Source organism: Chitinophaga rhizosphaerae (assembly GCF_003958645.1).
Lineage (GTDB): Bacteria > Bacteroidota > Bacteroidia > Chitinophagales > Chitinophagaceae > Chitinophaga > Chitinophaga rhizosphaerae.
This window is the reverse complement of record NZ_RXLO01000008.1, coordinates 90491-110721: the sequence shown is the minus strand read 5'-3', so window position 1 is coordinate 110721 and position 20231 is coordinate 90491. Positions and strand designations below refer to the sequence as shown.

At 55.3% G+C, this 20231-nt stretch carries 17 protein-coding genes; 11 read left to right on the top strand and 6 right to left on the bottom strand.

Annotated features, from left to right (window positions below; all coding sequences use genetic code 11):
• The first annotated feature begins 86 nt into the window (after positions 1–86).
• Positions 87–1265, top strand: a complete 1179-nt coding sequence (locus EJ361_RS18565) for a proline dehydrogenase family protein (RefSeq protein WP_126247144.1) — start codon at positions 87–89, stop codon at positions 1263–1265.
• Positions 1266–1484: 219 nt separating this feature from the next.
• Here the strand turns inward: EJ361_RS18565 and EJ361_RS18560 are convergent, their stop codons facing one another.
• Positions 1485–2774 carry a RagB/SusD family nutrient uptake outer membrane protein gene (locus EJ361_RS18560; RefSeq protein ID WP_126247143.1) on the bottom strand — a complete coding sequence of 430 codons (1290 nt, stop codon included), beginning with the start codon at positions 2772–2774 and terminating at the stop codon, positions 1485–1487.
• 25 nt (positions 2775–2799) lie between these two features.
• Entirely contained in the window at positions 2800–5763 is a 2964-nt protein-coding gene (locus tag EJ361_RS18555) for a SusC/RagA family TonB-linked outer membrane protein (RefSeq protein ID WP_126247142.1), read from the bottom strand.
• Positions 5764–6458: 695 nt separating this feature from the next.
• On the opposite strand from EJ361_RS18555, the gene EJ361_RS18550 reads away from it, so the two are divergent.
• Positions 6459–7253, top strand: a complete 795-nt coding sequence (locus EJ361_RS18550) for a thymidylate synthase (protein ID WP_126247141.1) — start codon at positions 6459–6461, stop codon at positions 7251–7253.
• Complete coding sequence (locus EJ361_RS18545) at positions 7250–7741, top strand: dihydrofolate reductase (RefSeq protein ID WP_126247140.1); 492 nt, start codon at positions 7250–7252, stop codon at positions 7739–7741. Before EJ361_RS18550 ends, EJ361_RS18545 begins: the two co-directional genes overlap by 4 nt.
• A gap of 47 nt (positions 7742–7788) precedes the next feature.
• Here EJ361_RS18545 and dnaG read toward each other — a convergent pair whose 3' ends face one another.
• Positions 7789–9792 (bottom strand): DNA primase, encoded by a 2004-nt coding sequence (gene dnaG, locus EJ361_RS18540; protein WP_126247139.1) that lies wholly within the window; start codon positions 9790–9792, stop codon positions 7789–7791.
• 228 nt (positions 9793–10020) lie between these two features.
• Between dnaG and EJ361_RS18535 the strand changes: the two genes are divergently transcribed.
• Together EJ361_RS18535 and EJ361_RS18530 are read left to right on the top strand one after the other, a co-directional pair.
• The gene (locus EJ361_RS18535) at positions 10021–11193 is read left to right on the top strand and encodes an acetyl-CoA C-acyltransferase (RefSeq protein WP_126247138.1); all 1173 of its coding nucleotides are present in this window, start codon (positions 10021–10023) and stop codon (positions 11191–11193) included.
• Positions 11194–11277: 84 nt separating this feature from the next.
• Positions 11278–12261, top strand: a complete 984-nt coding sequence (locus tag EJ361_RS18530) for a pyruvate dehydrogenase complex E1 component subunit beta (protein ID WP_126247137.1) — start codon at positions 11278–11280, stop codon at positions 12259–12261.
• 143 nt (positions 12262–12404) lie between these two features.
• Here EJ361_RS18530 and cysM read toward each other — a convergent pair whose 3' ends face one another.
• Positions 12405–13289 (bottom strand): cysteine synthase CysM, encoded by an 885-nt coding sequence (cysM, locus tag EJ361_RS18525; protein ID WP_126247136.1) that lies wholly within the window; start codon positions 13287–13289, stop codon positions 12405–12407.
• Complete coding sequence (locus EJ361_RS18520; RefSeq protein ID WP_240646675.1) at positions 13286–14095, bottom strand: serine O-acetyltransferase; 810 nt, start codon at positions 14093–14095, stop codon at positions 13286–13288. The genes cysM and EJ361_RS18520 overlap by 4 nt, the downstream gene beginning before the upstream one ends.
• 183 nt (positions 14096–14278) lie before the next feature.
• On the opposite strand from EJ361_RS18520, the gene EJ361_RS18515 reads away from it, so the two are divergent.
• From EJ361_RS18515 to EJ361_RS18505, 3 genes are read left to right on the top strand one after another with little or no spacing between them, the layout of a single operon-like run.
• Positions 14279–15463, top strand: a complete 1185-nt coding sequence (locus tag EJ361_RS18515) for a sigma-54-dependent transcriptional regulator (RefSeq protein WP_126247135.1) — start codon at positions 14279–14281, stop codon at positions 15461–15463.
• A 47-nt stretch (positions 15464–15510) separates the two neighbouring features.
• Positions 15511–15657, top strand: coding sequence for a helix-turn-helix domain-containing protein (locus tag EJ361_RS18510; RefSeq protein ID WP_126247134.1), 147 nt, complete (start codon positions 15511–15513; stop codon positions 15655–15657).
• Positions 15650–16303, top strand: a complete 654-nt coding sequence (locus EJ361_RS18505; RefSeq protein ID WP_126247133.1) for an alpha/beta hydrolase — start codon at positions 15650–15652, stop codon at positions 16301–16303. Before EJ361_RS18510 ends, EJ361_RS18505 begins: the two co-directional genes overlap by 8 nt.
• 4 nt (positions 16304–16307) lie before the next feature.
• Here EJ361_RS18505 and EJ361_RS18500 read toward each other — a convergent pair whose 3' ends face one another.
• Positions 16308–17210, bottom strand: a complete 903-nt coding sequence (locus EJ361_RS18500) for a MerR family transcriptional regulator (RefSeq protein ID WP_164714316.1) — start codon at positions 17208–17210, stop codon at positions 16308–16310.
• A 166-nt stretch (positions 17211–17376) separates the two neighbouring features.
• On the opposite strand from EJ361_RS18500, the gene lepB reads away from it, so the two are divergent.
• The 3 genes from lepB to EJ361_RS18485 all read left to right on the top strand — a co-directional run bounded on the left by lepB (position 17377) and on the right by EJ361_RS18485 (position 20180).
• Positions 17377–18546, top strand: coding sequence for a signal peptidase I (gene lepB / locus EJ361_RS18495; RefSeq protein ID WP_126247131.1), 1170 nt, complete (start codon positions 17377–17379; stop codon positions 18544–18546).
• A gap of 107 nt (positions 18547–18653) precedes the next feature.
• Positions 18654–19139, top strand: coding sequence for a cytidine deaminase (locus tag EJ361_RS18490; protein WP_126247130.1), 486 nt, complete (start codon positions 18654–18656; stop codon positions 19137–19139).
• Between the two features lie 165 nt (positions 19140–19304).
• A complete protein-coding gene (locus tag EJ361_RS18485) occupies positions 19305–20180 on the top strand; it encodes a tetratricopeptide repeat protein (protein ID WP_164714315.1) in 876 nt (291 codons plus the stop codon).
• Positions 20181–20231: the final 51 nt, after the last annotated feature.

Below are 20231 nucleotides of genomic sequence, written 5' to 3'. Positions count from 1 at the left end.
TGGCTCCCGTTCTTGTATGTCAGAAATTGATCATAAGAAAAAACGGATTTTTTTAGAAGGGATCGTTCCCCTTAACTTTGCGGGCCATGGAACAACAGCTACCCTTATCGTTTGAGAATACAGCCATTGCTTTCGAGCATATGTCGGACAAGGAATTGAAAAGAGCGAATTTTCTGTTCAGCAATATCGGCAAGCCCTGGCTGGTGAAATTCGGCGCCTTCGCCACACCGCTGGCCTTCAAGCTCCACCTGCCTGTGAAAGGCCTCATCAAGCGCACCATCTTCAACCATTTCTGCGGAGGCGAATCCCTCGAGGAAGCCGTTCACGCCGCAGAAGCCCTCGGCCGTTTCGGCGTCGGCGTTGCGCTCGATTATGGCGTGGAAGCCCTCGAAGGCGAAGAAAACTACGATAAGGCGGTCCCCGAATTCCTGCGCGCCATCCAATATGCCGCCGGCAAACCCTACATCCCGTTCCTCCCCATCAAAGTCACCGGTTTCGCACGGTTCAGCCTGCTCGAAAAAATCCATGCGGATGAAACCCTCACGGCCGACGAACAAGCCGAATTCGACCGCGTCCGCGAACGCATCCGCACCATCTGCGCCGCCGCCGCCAAAGCGAAAATCGCCGTGCTCGTAGACGCCGAAGAATCATGGGTCCAGCAGCCGGTTGATGATCTCACGGATGAAATGATGAGCCGCTTCAATAAAGATAACGTATTCGTTTACAATACTTTCCAGCTGTACCGGCACGACAGGCTGGAATACCTCAAAAAATCGTTCGATCTCGCCAAAGCCAATGGTTACCTCCTCGGCGCCAAGCTCGTGCGCGGCGCTTACATGGAAAAAGAACGCAAACGCGCGGAAGAACTGAGCTACGAATCGCCCATCCAGCCCAACAAACCTTCCGCAGACGAAGATTACAACGAAGCGCTGACCTTCTGCCTGGACCGCGTCGATTCGCTGGGCCTGTTCATCGGCACGCATAACGAAGACAGCTGTATGCTGGCCGCCCGCCTGATGGACGAAAAGAAAATCCCGCATCATTCGCCCCGCGTGAGCTTCTCCCAACTCTACGGGATGAGCGACAACATCACTTTCAACCTCGCCCATGCCGGCTACCGCGTCTCCAAATACCTGCCTTACGGCCCGGTGAAAGACGTAATGCCGTACCTCATCCGCCGCGCACAGGAAAACACTTCCATCGCCGGGCAAATGGGCCGCGAGCTGGGTTTGATCCGTAAAGAGATGAAACGCAGGGGGTTATAAAATATTTGTCGTGAAAAGACAACCGCTTCCTCCGGGTAGCGGTTTTTTTATTTCCGCTCCACCTGTAACATTCGGGAGATATGGTACGTCTTACACATAACTGACCGCCCGTACCCAGGCGGCGTTAAACGGAAACCATACTTATATTCTTTTGCCATGTAAAAGAAGGGAGGGCGCCTAGCAAGGGCGCCCTCTTTATTTTTCACTGTTTCCCTCAAATCAGTTCCCTTCCGTCAGCGGAACGGGAAATTTGTCCCACACTTTATCGTTCGGCCGGGGATTGGGCAGTTCGCCCAGTTTGTTGTACCGGCGCATGTCTATCCACCGGTGGCCTTCGGCGAAGAGCGAATACCGGCGATGATACAGCATTTCGGTGATGAGCGCGGCCTGGGTAATGCTGCCTGCATATGGCGTCAGGTTATGGTCGACGCGAAGGCGGTTCAGGGCCACGATGGCATCGGGGATCTGGTTCAGCTGAATTTTCGCTTCGGCGTAGATCAGGATCAGTTCCTCGTTCCGGATGATGTACACCGGCGCTTCGTTGCCTTTATGGATCCACACATCGCGGTTGCTGACAAGCCCCAGCTGAGACGCGGGCTCCGTGCGCAGCGTGGCTTTGCCGATCCGGTCATCGCCGGCCTTGATTTCAGCGGCATAATACGGCGTTGCCACCCTGAACTCGCCGGAAGTCGTGTTCTGCGGCAGGAAGAGCGGGTTGAGCTGGTCACCGGATTTGTTGCTGAAGGAATGGTAATATCCGATGTAGAAATCACCGTTCAGATCGAAAAACGACTCGTTCAGCGCGGTCAGCGCCGCCGCCCACTGTTGCCTGTAAATAGCCACCCTGGCCGCAATACCCCGATTGAACCTGACGAGGCTCGCGGCGTTGATGTTGGTGCCGATCGTAACCGGGAACGCGATTTCCGCGCCGGTCAGTTCTGCCTTGCCCTGGTCGAGCAACGCCGCAATATCCGCCAGCGATTCCGCGTAACCCTTAATGGGCCCGATGTTGTTCGGATCTTTCACGTCCGTGCGGATCCCGTTCGTATACGTCATGTTCAGGTTCATGAGCAACTGGTAAGCCATGATGGTTTTGGTGTAACCGGTATAGCCTTTTTTCTGCGCGTCGGAAAGGTAAGTGGCGTTGGCGATCACTTCCTGGATGATGTTTCCCTGGCGTACCACACGGTAGCGCGCGGCCCAGGGATTGGTGATGTAGAACGTATTGTTGTCGAGCGCACCATCGCCCATGAGCTCTTTGGTATACCGGGGCTCGGAGGCAGACATCCGGTAGATTTCCCGGCCGATGAGGCCAATGGCGTCGTAATAGGTGGCAAGACTGTTGCGCGTGCCGGATTCCAGCCCCACCATGAGGTTGTCGAGTTTGACCTTGGTGCCGTTGCGGATGGCGTCGTCCACGATGGGACTGTTGAGGTTGGGGATTTCTCCTTTCTGGCAGGCGGCCAGGCCGATGAGCGATCCCAACATTATGATCAGATGCTTTTTCATGTTGAATTCTTTTCGGATGAAACAATCAGAACGTTACGTTCACGTGGAAAGTGGCGCGTTTCGAGGCGGGGTAGGGCATTACTTCCACGCCGGAAGAAAGGCCGTTGCTTCCTCTCGAAGTGGCGGTGGAAAGGGTGTTGGAGCCGAAGTTGGAGGATTCCGGATCGTAGCTGTTGTACTTCGTCCAGGTGATCCAGTTGTTCAGCGACGCCCCGATGTTCACGCCGGTAATGTATTTGTTGCGCGGGATGGGCAGTTCGTAATACAACCCGATCTCGCGGACCCGCACGTAAGACGCGTCCTGCACGAAACCTGCCGCTTCACCCTTTCCGAATGCGGTGTTGCGGTCGTCTCCGTCCTTGATACCATTGCCGTTCTTGTCGTCGTCATAATCCGGCGAAGTCTGGTTCAGATCGTTCAGCAGCTGGGTGAGGTTGATGTTGTCGCCGCCTTTTTTCCAATGCAGCATGAACCGCAGGTTGAAACGCTGGAGGAAATTGATTTCGTTGAGCGTGCTCAGCTGGAAGTCGGGCTCCGAATTCCCCAGTACCCCGATGCCTGGCGTGGCGCCCAGCGTACCGATGATCTGGGTGGCGGATTTGCCTTCTTCGATATAGAAGTTGCCTAGCGAGTTGCCGAATGCGCCCATGGGGAAGGGCGGGATCAGCAGCTTGGTGATCTTCGATTTGTTTTTCCAGAAATTGACATGGGTGTTCCAGCGGAAATTTTTCTTGTTGACGGGCAGGGCGCCGATCCCGATCTCGATACCCGTGTTCTTGAGGTCTCCCGCATTCAGCCACTGTGCCGTAAAGCCCGTGGATGGCTGGAGGTTCCGGCGGATAAGGAGGTCGAAGATGTTTTTGTTATAATAAGTTGCCTCCAGCGTCAGTCTGCCGTTCAGGAAGCTCACGTCCAGCCCCGCTTCGAATTCGGTCTGTTTTTCCTGCTTGATGTCGGGATTCCCCAGCTGGTTATCCACCAGCACACCGCCGTTCCCGCCGATGTTGTTGGGAAGCGCTGCCAGGAACCGCGCGCCATAGGGCGCCACGTTACCCGATTGGCCATATGCGGCGCGGAGTTTCAAACTGTTGATGAGCTGCATCTTCCAGAATGGCATCTTGGCGATGTTCCACGAAGCGGAAGCCTTGGGCAACGCGAAGTATTTCTTCCAGTCGCCGTTGTTGGTAGAACGGTCTAACCGCAAACCCACGCCCAGCGTGATGGCGTCCATGATCAGCACATCTTCCTGGATGAAAATACCGTTGTCGCGGTACTTGGTGCGGAACTGCTGCAACGCGGCGTTGGCGGCCATGTCTACGTTGGTCTGCAGCGGCGTGGTGTTGGTGGCCGTGGCGATGATCAGGTCGAGGTAATTGGTTTCCAGCGTAGCGCCCAGCGACGTCGTGAAGTTCAGTTTGTTGTTGGCGGCGAACTGGTTCACGAGGATGCCGGCGAGGTTGGAGTTGAGGTTGCTCGTATTCCCCTGGATCGACGCGCCTTCCAGGTTGTCTTTCATAAACGGAAGGGAACGGGGGAAGATGGCTTCCGTTTTCAGATGGAAGAAATCGACCCCGCCGCGAACGATGAGCCGGGTGTTGCTTTTTTGGCTTTCCTGGAGCTGCACTTTGATTTCGCCGCCGGTGATCACGCGGTTCACGGTTTCGTTGTTCCGCATTTTGTCGCGTGTTTCGATGGGGTTTTGTGCGCCCACGAGAATGGGGTAATTACCGTTCGCATCGGGCAGGAGCGGCACGTATTCCGGCGCGGCGGACAGGGCAACGCCGTAGCTGACGGAGTTGTTGTCGTTATTGGTAAGCCCGCGGTCGGCCGAGGTTTTCATATACGTGGCGCGCAACCCTACGGAGATGCGGTTGTTGAGCTTGTGGTCTACGTTCAGGCGCAGCGAGTTGTTGGAATAGCCGGTGTTTTTGATGATGCCGTCTTCGTCTTTCCGGTTGGCGGAGAAGAAAACCCCGGTGCGTTCGTCCCCACCGGAAACGCTCACGTTCGTATTGAGCAGGAGGCCTTTTTCGCCGTACATTTCTTTTTCATGATCGTACAGCTTGCCGGCGTTCCTCGCGGCGATGAAGGCGTCCCTGGCCGCCGCGCCGCCTTTATCGAAAGCGGTCTGTTCGGTGAAGTGCCGCATGCCGAGGAGCTTCCGGGCCTGCGTCCACCCCACGTCCTGCCGCGCCTTCACGATGGTCCGGCCGGCCTGGCCTTTTTTGGTGGTGATGATGATCACGCCCGCGGCGGCTTTGGAGCCGTAAATGGCGGCGGCCGAAGCGCCTTTGAGTATTTCGATATTTTCGATATCGTCCGGGTTGATGTCGGCCACGCGGCTGGAGGGGTTATCCTGGTATTGCTCGTTCCCGGCGCGGGAAGCGGCGGTAATGATATTGAGGCTTGCGGGAACGGAGACGTTGCTGATGAAAATCCCGTCTACCACGTACAGCGGCTGGCTGTTGGAGAAGATAGACGTTACCCCGCGCATTTTAACGGACATCCCGCCGCCGGGCGCGCCGGAGTTGGCGGTGATGAGCGCCCCGGGGATCTTGCCGCTCAACGCGGCGTCGAAAGTCTGGGCGGGCGCCATGCCGTATAGTTCTTTCGCGGAAATGGTGGCCACGGCATTGGCGAGGTTGCTGCGCTTCACGCTGGTGGCCAGGCCGGTGATCACGACTTCATCGAGATTGGCGAAGTCTTCTTCGAGCGTAATGGCCATGGCGCTGCCGGAAGCTGCCTGCGAAACGGTTTTGTATCCCGTGAAGGAAAATACGAGCGTGCTGCCGGCGGGCGCATCGATGGCGAAGCGGCCTTGTACATCGGAAACGGTCCCGCGGTTGGTATGCTGGATACGGACGGTAACACCGGGCAGTCCATTGCCCGCATTGTCCGTAACGCGGCCGCTTACACGCTGCTGGGCGTACGCGGAAACCGCGCTGCAAAGCAGGAGGAGCAGCCAGGTACATTGTTTAAGGAAATGCATGTTCTGGCGATTTAGAGGTTAGAGAAATGATGGGAGGTTGATAAGGTCGTACGTTACTTGGCGTTGCTGCTAAGGATCAGTGGCGCGTTGAAGCATGATTCGATAGATTTAGAGGTTGATAAAAACGATTTCGGGGCAGGCAGGCGATAGGGCAAACAGTTTTCCGCACGCGTTCGCACGCGCGATAAAATCGCGGAACTTAATGGCGCGATGCCGGCGGGTTAACGTCGGCTGTTTTCCGGTCCGGATGCTTTTGCATGTTTGATCATTGCGTACCTGCGTCTACAGTGCGCGGGAATCTGCCCGCTTCACGTGATATGGCCTTTCTTCTACATACATCGGTGCTGTAATTGTCTTGCCCCTGGCTCGATTCAGCTGCTTGTCAGGTCCTGTTTTTCATTACATGGTGATGCTCATATTCGGGTTCAGTTCCAAGTGCTGTTTTTCAACTGGTTAAATGTCGGAATCACTGCTAGTTTTTCGGTTCGATCTGTTGTAACACGACGGGGCAAGTCGCACCTTCGCAGATTAACGAAATTTATGAAAAACGAGATTTGTTTATGTGGGAGGATTCCGTTATATTATTCCATCCCGCTATTTGTATCGCCCTGCTGTCCTGCTTCAGCCATTTATCCACATATGTCAGGAGAAAACTGGCCGTTAATTCTCCATTTACCATTAAGTTTGCAGAAGCTATGCAACAGTACAAAGACCTTCTTCAACATATTCTCGATCACGGGGCAGACAAAACGGACCGTACCGGCACCGGCACCCGGAGTGTATTCGGTTACCAGATGCGGTTCGATCTGCAGGCCGGTTTCCCGATGCTCACCACCAAGAAACTGCACCTCAAATCCATTATTTACGAACTTTTATGGTTCCTTCAGGGCGATACGAACGTCCGCTACCTCCAGGAGCATGGGGTCAGAATCTGGGACGAATGGGCCAACGCGGAAGGGGACCTCGGCCCGGTTTACGGCAAACAATGGCGCAGCTGGGAAGGCGCCAATGGTAAAACGTTCGACCAGATCAGCGACGTCATCGCCCAGATCAAAAAGAACCCCGACTCCCGCCGCCTCATCGTCAACGCCTGGAACGTGGCCGACCTGCCGGATATGGCCCTCAGTCCCTGCCATTGCCTGTTCCAGTTCTACGTGGCCGACGGCAAACTGAGCTGCCAGCTTTACCAGCGCAGCGCCGACGTTTTCCTCGGCGTTCCCTTCAATATCGCGTCTTACGCGCTGCTGACGCTCATGATCGCACAGGTATGCGGTCTCCAGCCGGGCGAATTCGTGCACAGCTTCGGAGACGTTCACCTGTACAACAACCACTTCGATCAGGCCCGCCTCCAGCTCGAACGCGAACCGTTCCCCCTGCCGTCGATGAAAATCAACCCGGAAGTGAAAGACATTTTCTCCTTCCAATTCGAAGACTTCACCCTGGAAAATTACCAGTCGCACCCTCACATCAAAGCCCCGGTAGCCGTATGATTTCCGTAATAGTAGCCGCTTCCGAGAATAACGTCATCGGAATCAACAACCAGCTTCCCTGGAAACTGCCCGACGATTTCAAGTTCTTCAAAAATACCACCTACGGTTTCCCGGTCATCATGGGCCGTAAAACCTTCGAATCCCTCGGCGGCGCCACCCTCAAGGGCCGCCACAACATCGTCATCACCCGGCAAACGGACTACGCGCCCAGCGGGGTGTCTGTCGTGCATTCGCTGGCCGACGCCCTCGCGCTGGCGAGGCAGGACGATGCGAAAGAGTACTTCGTGATCGGGGGGATGGAAGTCATTAACCAGGCCTGGCCCCAGATCCAGCGCATCTACCTCACCCGCGTCCACACCACGGTAGAGGGCGACGCGTATTTCCCCGACATCAACCCGATGGAATGGAAGCGCGTGCATGCGCAGGAACACCCGGCCGACGAAAAGCATGCCTACGCCTTCACGTTCGAAACCTGGGAACGGAAATAATTCCTTGAAAAATAATGGGAAAGTGCAGCCGGAAAAGGCTGCATTTTTTATTTGAAGATCACCGTGCCAACCGTTTCCGTCAGTTCCTTCATGATCTGCTTGAGATGTTTGTCCATCTCCAGGCAACGGATCTGCGCCTCGAAGTCGGTCGCCGTCTGCATTTCCTCCTGGTTTTCCGCGATCAGCTTCTGGATTTTGCGGATGATGAGGTAATTGGTGGTGCTCACGGTATCGCGCCGGAAAGCATCGTCGCCATAGACGGTCTTGATCTCGAAACGTTCTCTCCAGGCGGCGCTCAGCTCGGCTTCCTTGTCTTCCAGGATGATGGCCACGTTGCGCGCCACATCGTTGTCTGGGTGGTAAAGGAATAGTTTCTTGTCAGGGATGGAGCCCTGGTCGTAATGTTCCTTGTATTCCCGCAGGATGCGTTTCACGATTTCGTTTTCGGACAGTGATTCGAAATCGTAGGGAAGGTGGAAGATGTAATCCGCCACGGTGGTATGCTGTTCTTCGTCAAACATTTTGTCGCCGAACCGCAGCAGGATCTTGATGAGCTCGCGCTCCTGGCGTTCGGAGGTATTGAAAATATTTTCGGTAGACGCGGCCGGGGCTTCCGCTCCGTCGGGGAAGTATTCGGGGTACATTTCGGCCAGGGATGGACCGTCGCCTTCCGGCGGCGGCGCATCGAACCCGCCTTTTTTCCTGTTGCCGTTCTGTTCGTTGAGCGCCTGTTTGGAGAGGCGTTCGCGGATGAATTTGTTCACCAGGTCTACCAGCCTTTCTTCGTCGATCTTCAGCAACTGGCTGCACTGGCGGATGTAATCCTGCTGGCGGGTGAAATCCTCGACTTTATCGATCCGCGCGATCGTTTCCGCGATCTCGTTCACGAGTTGCGATTTGCGCGTGGTGTCGTTGCCCGCTTCCTTCATGGAAACGTGCAGTTTGAAGAGGATGAAATCCTGCTTGTTATCCGCGATGAACTGCCGGAAGCCTTCCGCGCCGATCTTTCGGACGTAGCTGTCGGGGTCTTCGTTATCGGGAATAAGCGCGAGTTTCACGTTCAGGCCTTCTTCGATGGCCATGTCCAGCCCGCGGAGGGCGGCTTTCACACCGGCGTTGTCGCCATCGTAGAGGATGGTGAGGTTGTTGGTGTATTTCTTGATGAGCCGCAGCTGGTCGGTAGTGAGCGATGTACCGGAAGAGGCCACCACGTTTTCAATACCGGCCTGGTGCAGGGAGATGACGTCGGTATAGCCTTCCACCAGCAGGCATTCATCGAGCTTGTCGATGGCGTGCCGGGCGAAGTAGGTGCCGTACAGCACCTTGCTTTTGACGTAAATATCGTTTTCCGGGGAGTTGATGTATTTGGGGGCGCGGTCGGATTTGACGAGGATGCGCGCGCCGAACCCGAGCACTTTCCCGCTCTGGTTGTGGATGGGGAAGATGACGCGGCCGCGGTAGTTGTCGATCGGCTGATCGTTGCGGACGGTCACGAGGCCCGTTTTCTGGAGGTATTCCAGGTTATAGCCTTTGTGCTGCGCCTCGCGGACGAAAGCCTCCCGCAGGTTCAGCGCATACCCCAGCTGGAATTTGCGGACGATCTCTTCCGAAAACCCGCGTTCTTCGAAATAGGAAAGGCCTACGTTCTGGCCTTCATCGGTCTCGAAAAGGGTTTTGACGAAATAATCCCGCGCGAAGTTGTTGATAATGAAGAGGCTGTCGGCCATTTGCTGCCGGGCCTTGACTTCGGGGCTGACCTCCGTTTCCTCGATATCCACCTGGTAGCGCTGCCCCAGCCACCGGATGGCTTCCACATAGGAGTACTTTTCGTGCTCCATGACGAAGTTGATGGCGTTCCCGCTTTTGCCGCAGCCGAAGCATTTATAGATTTCCTTGGTGCCGGAAACCGTGAATGAGGGCGATTTTTCGTTGTGGAAAGGACAGAGGCCCATGTAGTTGGCGCCTCTTTTCTTCAGTTTCACGAATGCGCCTACCACATCGATGATATCGATGCGGTGGAGGATGGTTTGTATGGTGTTTTGGGAGATCAATGCCGGTCTGCTGTTATCGAACGTCTATCAAATTACTAAAGATTTTGCTACGGAATCGTCAAAATGGCCTTTCGATTTTTGAAAGTTTTTCAGGCGGCCGGGCAAAATTTTCAGCAATGAACCAAATGCAAACTTAACGCAATTTTTCGGGACGGTCCGCCTTTTGGCGGCGGTGGCGTAAATCGGTATATTTGTCAGATTCCACCAAAACATTCGGAAAATCAAGTTATGAAAGAAGTATTTATCGTATCCGTAGCCAGGACCCCCATCGGGGCATTCAACGGCGCATTGGCGTCCGTTCCCGCCACTACTTTGGGTGCTACGGTCATAACAGCTGCACTGGAGCGTGCCGGCGTCGCAAAAGAACAGGTGCAGGAAGTATATATGGGCAATGTGATCAGCGCCAATACCGGCCAGGCGCCCGCCAACCAGGCGAGCCTCTACGCAGGGCTCCCCAATACCGTTCCTTGCACCACCATTAACAAGGTATGCGCTTCGGGGATGAAAGCCATCATGCTCGGGGCCCAAAGCATCCTGCTCGGCGATAACGACATCGTAGTGGCCGGCGGCATGGAATCCATGAGCAACATCCCGTATTATCTCGATAAAGCCCGCAACGGCTACCGCCTCGGGCATGGTTCCGTGATCGACGGTATCCTGCGCGATGGCCTGTGGGACCCCTACAAGGATTTCCACATGGGCAACGCCGCCGAAATCTGCGCCACGGAGTATAAAATCTCCCGCGAAGACCAGGACGCATACGCCATCCAAAGCTATAAACGCGCCGCGGAAGCCTGGGAGAAAGGGTATTTCGCCGGGGAAATCGTTCCCGTGACAACAGGCGGCAAATCGCCGGTGACCGTAAGCGAGGACGAGGAGTATAAAAAAGTGAACTACGATAAAATCCCTACCCTGAAGCCGGTTTTCCAGAAAGACGGGACGGTGACGGCGGCCAATGCCTCCGCCATCAACGACGGGGCCGCCGCCGTGGTATTGGTGAGCGGGGAAAAGGTGAAAGAGCTGGGCCTCAAGCCGTTAGCGCGCATCGTGAGCTTCGCCGACGCCAGCCAGGCGCCGGAATGGTTCACCACCACGCCCGTGAAAGCCGTAAATAAAGCCCTAGCCAAGGCGAAGCTGGACATCGGGCAGATGGATTTCGTGGAGATCAACGAAGCGTTTTCCTGCGTGGCGCTGGCCAATGAAAAAGACCTGGGCATTCCCAACGAGAAGCTCAACGTTTGGGGCGGCGCCGTTGCCCTGGGGCACCCCATCGGCTGCTCCGGCGCCCGTATCATGGTCACGCTCACGTCCATCCTTCAGCAAAAAAACGGCCGTTACGGCGTAGCCGGGATCTGCAACGGAGGCGGCGGCGCCAGCGCAATGGTCATAGAGAAAATCTAATTCCTTTGCTTTTTGGGAAACAAACGATAAATTTGCCCTGCCTTTTCAAAAAGGAACATCATTAAACATATAGTAAAGAATCAAATGCGTCAGATAGCCTTCAGACAAGCCTTAAGAGAAGCCATGCAGGAAGAAATGCGCCGTGACGAACGGGTGTTCCTGATGGGAGAGGAAGTGGCAGAATACAACGGTGCCTATAAAGTTAGCCAGGGAATGCTCGATGAATTCGGCGCCCGCCGCGTGATCGACACGCCGATCGCCGAGCTGGGATTCACCGCCATCGGCGTAGGCGCCGCGCAGAACGGCCTCCGCCCGATCGTGGAATTCATGACCTGGAACTTCGCCGTACTGGCGCTGGACCAGATCCTCAACACCGCCTCCAAAATGCTGGCCATGTCTGGCGGACAGGTTGGCTGCCCCATCGTTTTCCGCGGCCCCAACGGTTCCGCAGGTCAGCTGGGTGCGCAACACTCCACCGCATTTGAAAATTATTACGCTAACATCCCCGGCCTGAAAGTGGTGTCCGTGTCTAACCCTTACGACGCGAAAGGCCTCCTCAAAGCCGCTATCCGCGACGAAGATCCCGTGGTTTTCATGGAATCCGAGCAGATGTACGGCGATATGGGCGAAGTTCCGGAAGAAGAATACATCATCCCCATCGGTAAAGCGGATATCAAACGCGCCGGTAAGGACGTGACCATCGTTTCCTTCAACAAAATGATGAAAGTAGCCCTCGGCGCCGCCGAAGAACTGGCCAAAGAAGGTATCGAGGCCGAAGTGATCGACCTTCGCACCATCCGTCCGCTCGACTGGTTCACCATCCTGGAATCGGTTAAGAAAACCAACCGCCTGGTGATCGTGGAAGAGCAGTGGCCGTTTTCCAGCATTTCTTCCGAGATTTCCTACCGCATCCAGAAAGAAGGTTTCGACTACCTGGACGCGCCCATCCGCCGCATCACCGCGCAAGACGCTCCCATGCACTACGCGCCCAACCTCGTGAAACTGTACCTCCCCGACGTGGAGCGTACCGTGAAGCTGGTGAAGGAAGTGATGTACATGAAAAAGTAAAAGTCAACTTTACAGTGCATAATCATAGCTGCGCTCCACACCGGGGCGCAGCTTTTTTTTACCCCGCCCGGAAACGCAGACCGCGCCCCCGGTATGAGGCGCGGCCGGATTGAGATTGATGGTTGATGATATAGAAAGCTGAATTATTTGCCGAAAAGGTCGGTACTGAGGTAACGGTCGCCGCGATCGCAGATAATTGCCACGATCACGCCGCTGGTCAGTTCGCCCGCGAGCCTTACCGCCGCCGCTACCGCTCCGCCGCTGCTCATGCCGCAGAAAATGGCTTCCTCTTTCGCCAGGCGGTTGGTCATTTCGCGGGCTTCCGCTTCTGAAATATCCATGGTCCGGTCTACCCGCTGCCGCTCGAAAATCTTGGGCAGGTAAGCTTCCGGCCATTTGCGGATGCCGGGGATCTTGCTCCCGTCGGTTGGTTGGCAACCCACGATCTGCACCGCCGGGTTCACTTCCTTGAGGAACCTGGAAACGCCCATGATCGTGCCTGTGGTGCCCATGGCCGACACGAAATGGGTGATGCCGTGATGGGTGTCCCGCCAGATTTCGGGGCCGGTGGTGCGGTAGTGCATGCCGTAATTATCGGGATTGGCGAATTGGTTCAGCATGTGATAGCCGCCTTTCGCCACCTGTGCGTGCGCATAATCGATGGCGCCTTCCATGCTTTGCTCTTTCGGGGTGAGGGTGACCTTTGCGCCGAAGGCTTCCATGGTAAGCACGCGCTCCCGGGTGGCGTCTTCGGGCATGACGATCTCTATTTCCACGTTGAAAAGGTTCGCGATCATGGCCAGCGCGATGCCGGTATTGCCGCTGGTGGCTTCGATGAGTTTGATGCCCGGGCGGATCTCGCCGCGGTCGAGCGCCCCCTTGATCATGCCGAAGGCCGCCCTGTCTTTCACGCTGCCGCCGGGATTGGTGCCTTCCAGCTTGGCGTAGATCGTAACGTCCGGGTTTTCAGGGATGCGCTGCAGGGCAACCATGGGTGTGTTGCCCACTAAATCCAGTACTGTGCTCATTGTTCGATTACTTTAATACTGCCGTCTGCTTTGTAATAAATCCTGGAATGAGGGTCCACCGACTTGATGAGCCACACGTTACCGCCGATGACGCTGTGGTGGCCGATGATGGTGTCTCCACCCAAAATGGTGGCGCCTGCGTAGATCACCACGCCTTCTTCGATGGTGGGGTGGCGCTTGGCGCGTGCCATCGATTTGTCGATGCTCAATGCGCCGAGCGTAACGCCCTGGTATATTTTAACATGGGGGCCGATGACGGTGGTTTCACCGATCACGATCCCCGTGCCATGGTCTATGCAGAAATACGGCGCGATCTCCGCCGCCGGGTGGATGTCGACACCCGTACGTGCGTGCGCGTATTCGGTGATGACGCGGGGCAGGAGGGGCACTTCCAGCAGGTGGAGCGCATGCGCCACGCGGTATGCCGCAATCGCCGAGAAGCCGGGGTACGCCCGGATCACTTCGTAGAGGCACGTAGCGGCGGGGTCTCCCTGGAGAATGGCCTCGGCATCCTTCGTCAAATCCGCATATATGCCCGGCACCATTTCCATGAACTGTCGGCCCACTGCGGGCGGCGCTTCGGGCAATTGCGCCGAAATATGCTGCAGCAGATCGTTCAATTGCGTTTCCAGCCGCACCGCGTACTGCTCGATGGCGGCATCGTCCAGCACCCGGCCGGTATGCTCCGGAAACATCCAGCTGATCAGGTCGCTGCAAAACTGCCAGACGGCTTCCGAACTGGGATATGGCACAGCGCCGGCCGCAGCGTGCCGCTGTTTCAATAATTCGAGTAGTTGGTGCATCATAACGTTTTGTTACCTGTGTCGGGCTAAAATTACTGATAAAACCGACAAGATTGGTAGACTTTATTTGCCTAAAACGCCCGTCAGGGTACATTTTTTTGTTCCGCTGCCGTTTAAAGTAAGTGAATTGTGCTACATCGGCCGTTTTCCGTTATTTTTGCCCTGTTCAAAAATATAGACAATCTTATGGCCAACATTCTGATCATCGACGACGAAAAGAGCATCCGCAAAACGCTCACCGAGATACTCAGCTACGAAGGATATAAAATCGACGAAGCCGCCGACGGAGCCGAAGGCTTCAAGATGTTCCAGGCCAAAACCTACGACGCCGTGCTGTGCGATATCAAAATGCCGAAAATGGACGGGCTCGAATTCCTCGAAAAAGCCCGCGAAACCAACGCCGACGTTCCCATCATCATGGTGTCCGGCCACGGGAATATCGATACGGCGGTAGACGCGGTGAAGAAAGGCGCGTTCGACTATATCTCCAAACCACCCGACCTGAACCGTTTGCTGATCACGCTGCGCAACGCGCTCGACAAAACCACCCTGGTGGCCGAAACGAAAACGCTGCGCAAGAAAGTGAACAAGACCCAGGAAATGATCGGCGAATCGGGGCCCATCTCCAAAATCAAGGAAACCATCCATAAAGTGGCGCCCACGGATGCGCGCGTGCTCGTGACCGGCGAAAACGGCGCCGGCAAGGAGCTCGTAGCCCGCTGGATCCATGCATACAGCAACCGCGCCAACGGCCCGCTCGTAGAAGTAAACTGCGCCGCCATCCCGTCGGAGCTCATCGAATCCGAACTGTTCGGCCACGAAAAAGGCTCGTTCACCTCCGCCGTGAAGCAACGTATCGGTAAATTCGAACAAGCCAGCGGCGGAACGCTTTTCCTCGACGAGATCGGCGATATGAGCCTCAGCGCACAAGCCAAAGTGCTGCGCGCCTTGCAGGAAGGTAAGATCACAAGAGTGGGCGGGGATAAGGAGATCAGCGTGGATGTTCGTGTAGTTGCAGCCACCAATAAGGATTTGCTGAAGGAAGTGGAAGACAAGAACTTCCGCCTCGACCTCTACCACCGCCTCAGCGTGATCCTGATCCATGTACCCTCGCTCAACGACCGCCGCGACGATATACCCCTGCTGGTAGACCATTTCCTCGACCTCGTTTGCGCCGAATATGGCATCGCCCGCAAAACGGCAGACAAAGACGCGATGAAGGCGCTCCAGCACCATCAGTGGACGGGTAACATCCGCGAACTGCGGAACGTGGTGGAAAGACTGGTGATCCTCTCCGGGAAAACGATCACGGCAGACGATGTAGAAAATTACGTAGTGCCTAATCACGACAAAAAAAAAGCCACTACCTGAATGACGAGCTGCTCGTTTTAACGAAGCTGCACGATTTCCGGGACGAAGTGGAAAAGATATTCATCGAATTCATGTTGCAAAAGAACGGATGGAACGTGACGAAAACCGCACATGCGCTAGACATTCAGCGGAGCCATCTTTACAACAAGATGGAACGTTACGGCATCCGCAAAACTGCCGACGGGGATGAGTAAAAGACACATATACCTGATCAGTGGCCTGGGCGCCGACGAAAGGGTGTTCGAACGGCTGGTGTTCCCGGCCGATTACGATGTGCATTACCTTCCGTGGATCCCGCCCCTCAACGCCGATGAGCCCATCGGCGAATATGCCGGGCGCATGGCCCGGAGGATCCTGCACCCGGAACCCATCCTCGTCGGACTTTCTTTCGGCGGCATGATGAGCATCGAGATCGCCCGGCAGCTGCCGGTGCGGCAGGTAGTGCTCATCTCCAGCGTCAAAAACCGGCAGGAATTGCCGCCATACTACAACAACTTCGCGCGGAAAGTTTTGCACAGCCTGCCCGACAGGCTGCTTTTCACCAACCGCCGCTTCATCGTACAGCTATTCATGCAGTGCCAGAGCACGGAAGAGCGGTTGCTGCTCAATGATTACCTCGGCAAAAAAGACCTCCGGTACATGCGCTGGGCGCTGAATTCCATCCTGCAGTGGAACAACGAATGGATGCCGCCCGGTATCGTCCATATCCATGGCAGTTCGGACAGGCCGTTCCCGCGGCGCTACGTTACCCCTACGCACACGATCGTCAAGGGCGGGCATTTCATGATTATGAACCGCGCGCAGGAAATCAGTAACATTCTGGAAAAAAATCTGTTGTAAAGCCTCAGGACGAAGTAGTTACGGGCTTTCGGCGGGCGTATTGCAGCACTTCGTCCATCGAAAGCAGCGTTTTCACGTTTTCGGGCAAGGGAACGGAGATGCGTGCGATCTGCGGGCCGGAAATCGTGACGGGGATAGTGGGGAACAGGCGGCCGAGGTCTTTCACGAAATTATCGAGCGCGCGCTGCGGGAAATTGGTGATGATGTGGGTATAGATCTGGTCTACCTGCTTGCGGTCGGTATAGAAGCAAAGATCCTCCAGGGGTACGTTTGCACCGAAATTCACGACCGTGCAGCCGTTTTTCTTCAGCAGGTATTGCATGAACAGCAGCGGGATTTCGTGCCATTCACCTTCGGGGAGGAACACCATGAAGCATTCTGCGGAGGATTGCGGGATATCGAGCCCGTCGATGGCGACCATCAGCTTTTTCCGGATGATATTGGCGGCGAAATGTTCCTGTGCGGGGATCACGCAATCCACGAGCCATAGCAGCCCGATGCGCTCCAGGTAAGGATAAATTACCTTCAGGATGCACTGTTCGAAGCCCATGCGGAGCAAGACGTTGTGGAAGATTTTTTCGAAACGGATCTGGTCGAAGTCGATCATCGCTTCCACGAGCTGGTTGATGTAGACCTGGTGCAGGTGGTTGCCCTTATGCCCGGTCTCCTCCAGCGAAAGCTGCCTGATCTCTTCCTCCGACATTCCCACGATCTTCGATATCTTGTAACCATGCCGGTACAGGTAAGCGATACGCATGATGTGCTTCAGGTCGCCGTTGTCGTAGACGCGATGGTTCGTGTCTTTCCGCTTGGGACGAAGCACATTGTAGCGCTGTTCCCATATTCGAATGGTATGCGCCTTGATGCCGGTGAGGCTTTCAATGTCTTTTATCGTGAAGCTGTTCAAGGTTCTGGATATAGAATTAAACAAAAATAGAAATAAAGTGGTTCAACCGTTGTTTTGAAACCGAAACTTACGTGGTATTTTTTTAAGAAAACTTTATCTTCAGAAAAAACAGCTGACAATTAACAGAATATTATATTTGTTGATAAAATAAACTAAAACACTACGCATGAACCTGGTATTTTGGAAGAAGAAGGACGGCCAGCCGAAGAAAAAGAAGTCTGCAGTGCGGGAATGGCTGGATGCGGCTATCTTCGCCATTATCGCGGCAACGTTGATCCGTACCTTCATTTTCGAAGCCTACACCATCCCTACGCCTTCCATGGAGAAGACCTTGCTGGTCAACGACTTCCTTTTCGTAAGTAAAGTTAGCTACGGCCCGCGCATCCCCATGACACCGCTGGCGGTACCCTTCACCCATCATACCCTTCCTTTCACGAAATATACCAAGGCCTATTCCGAGGCCGTTCAGTGGAAATACCGCCGCCTGCCCGGTTTCAGCGATATCAAACGTAACGACGTTGTGGTATTCAACTTCCCCGAAGGAGACACCGTGGCGCTGGAAATCCAGGAAAGCGGGTTCTATTCGGACGAAGTGCGCAAAAACGGCCGCGATTTCGTGTGGAATTCCTATCACATCATTTCCCGGCCAGTAGATAAACGTGAGAATTATATAAAAAGGTGTGTGGGTATTCCGGGAGACAGCCTCGCCATTCGCAACGGCGTTATCGTCGTTAACGGCGTAGCCGAAACCCCGCCGCCCGCAGGCGAACGGTATTACACCGTGCAAACGCGGGACGGCAGCAACATCAACCCCATGCGCCTCGAAGAACTGGGGATCGAAGAATCGCCGGCCGGGAACGTGCTTAACATGACGCCCTCCGAAGCCAAATCCGTCGAAAACCTCGGCTCCGCCGTTACCGGCGTTACGCCTTACGTGTACGAAGAAGCTTCTCCCGACGTATGGCCGCACGATACCTCGAATTTCAAGTATACCATCGATAATTTCGGCCCCATCTACATCCCGAAGAAAGGTGCCACGGTGAAGCTGGACAGCGCTTCCATCGAGATGTACCGCCGTATTATTGCGGTTTATGAAGGCAACAAGCTGGAAGAAAGAGGCCCCAACCAGTTCTATATCAACGGTCAGGCCGCCAGCAACTACACCTTCAAAATGGACTATTACTGGATGATGGGCGACAACCGCCATCGTTCCCTCGATTCCCGCTACTGGGGCTTCGTTCCGGAAGATCATATCGTGGGCAAAGCCTGGATGATCTGGATGAGCTACGGCAAAAACGGCATACGCTGGAGCCGCCTGTTCCGTACCATTAAATAAAAACGTTCATACACAGTTGATTATAACGGCAGTCGCGCCACCGTCCCGAAAAAAATGTACTTTCGGAGCCGGCAGCGCGACTGCCTTTTTTACGCAAACTCCCGATCATGGAACCGACCCGGCACATCATAGAATTTGAAACATATCCAGACATCAGCGCGCTTCCGCCCGAAGATGCCGCGTTGTTGCGGCAGGCACGTACCGCCACGAAAGATGCCTGGGCGCCCTATTCCCGCTTCCGGGTGGGGGCGGCCGCCTTGCTGGAGAATGGGGAAGTGCTGACCGGCACCAACCAGGAAAACGCCAGCTATCCCGTGGGTATCTGTGCGGAGCGGACGGTGCTTTCCGTGGCTTCGGGCCTGCATCCCAACGTGCCCGTGTTGGTGATTGCCGTGAGCTACGACAACGAGCTGGCGCCCTCGGTGGAGCCCATCGCGCCCTGCGGCATCTGCCGGCAAACGCTCATGGAATACCAGGCCCGGTTCCACCAACCCATCAAACTCATCCTCGGCGGGCTTTCCGGAAAGGTAATTGTAGTGGCAGACAGCGCCGACCTCATGCCTTTATCATTTTCTGCAAAAAGTATGAAATAATTTATATATATTTGGTTCAGTGCCTAAGCACATTGAACCATGTTCCTATACCGCTGTATCCTTATCCTATGCCTGTCCGGCCCGGCGTTTCAGCCAGTGGCCGCTTCGGTGCCTCCGTCCGGGGGCGACCGCGCTTCGGAATTATACAGAAAAGGCGAGCAATGCATGCTGGAAGGCAGGCTGGACGAAGCTGAGCAATGTTTTGCCGCGGCGATCGGGGCCAACCGGAAGTATGCGGCACCTTACCTTCAGCTGGCGGTACTGTACCGGCTGCGGCGTGATGGCGAGCTGGCGCGGCAGCGGTATCTCGATTTGTTGAAAGAGGTGCCGGAAGAGCCTTCGGCGCTGGCGGGAATGGCGGAAGTGAGTTTCGAGCAGGGGGCCTGGGAAGATGCGCTTACCTGGGCCATGCGCGCGCAGGAGCAGGGCGCGCCGGGCATGTATGCTATCATCGGGATGAGCTACGCCGCGCTCGATCATGCCAGGGAAGCCATCCGGGCCATGGAACGGTCGCTGGCGGAAGATCCCCGTCAACCCGCCCTCAGCCGCCGGTTGGCAAGACTGTACGCGCAGGAAGAAAATTACGCCGCGGCCCTCAGAATTTACGAAAAAGCACTGAAGACAGACAGTACGTCTGCCGATTTATATTTGGAATCAGGAATGATGCATTTTAATATGGAAAACTACAAAAACGCCGCCGGCGCATTTGAAATGGCAGCCAGGTACGGAGCTTCCGGCGATGCGGACCTTTATGCAAACCTGGGTATCGCCTACCTTCAACAGGCAGCTTACGACGACGCCATTCAAAATCTTCAAAAAGCCCTCCAGTTGCGCAGCGCAGATATCCGCATCATGCAGCAGCTGGCCCATGCCTACTTCAAAAAGCAAAGCTACGCGGAAGCTGCCATGCAATGGAACCGTATTCTCGTGCTCCAGCCGCAGAACGCCTTCGCGATGTTCATGCTCGGTAAATCCTATATCTGTTCGGGGGAAGTGGTGAAGGGGCAACGCATCTGCGACCAGGCGCTTCAGTTACATTAACGGGGGAACGAAATGTCAATGACAGTTGCGTCATTGACATTTCGTCAGTTT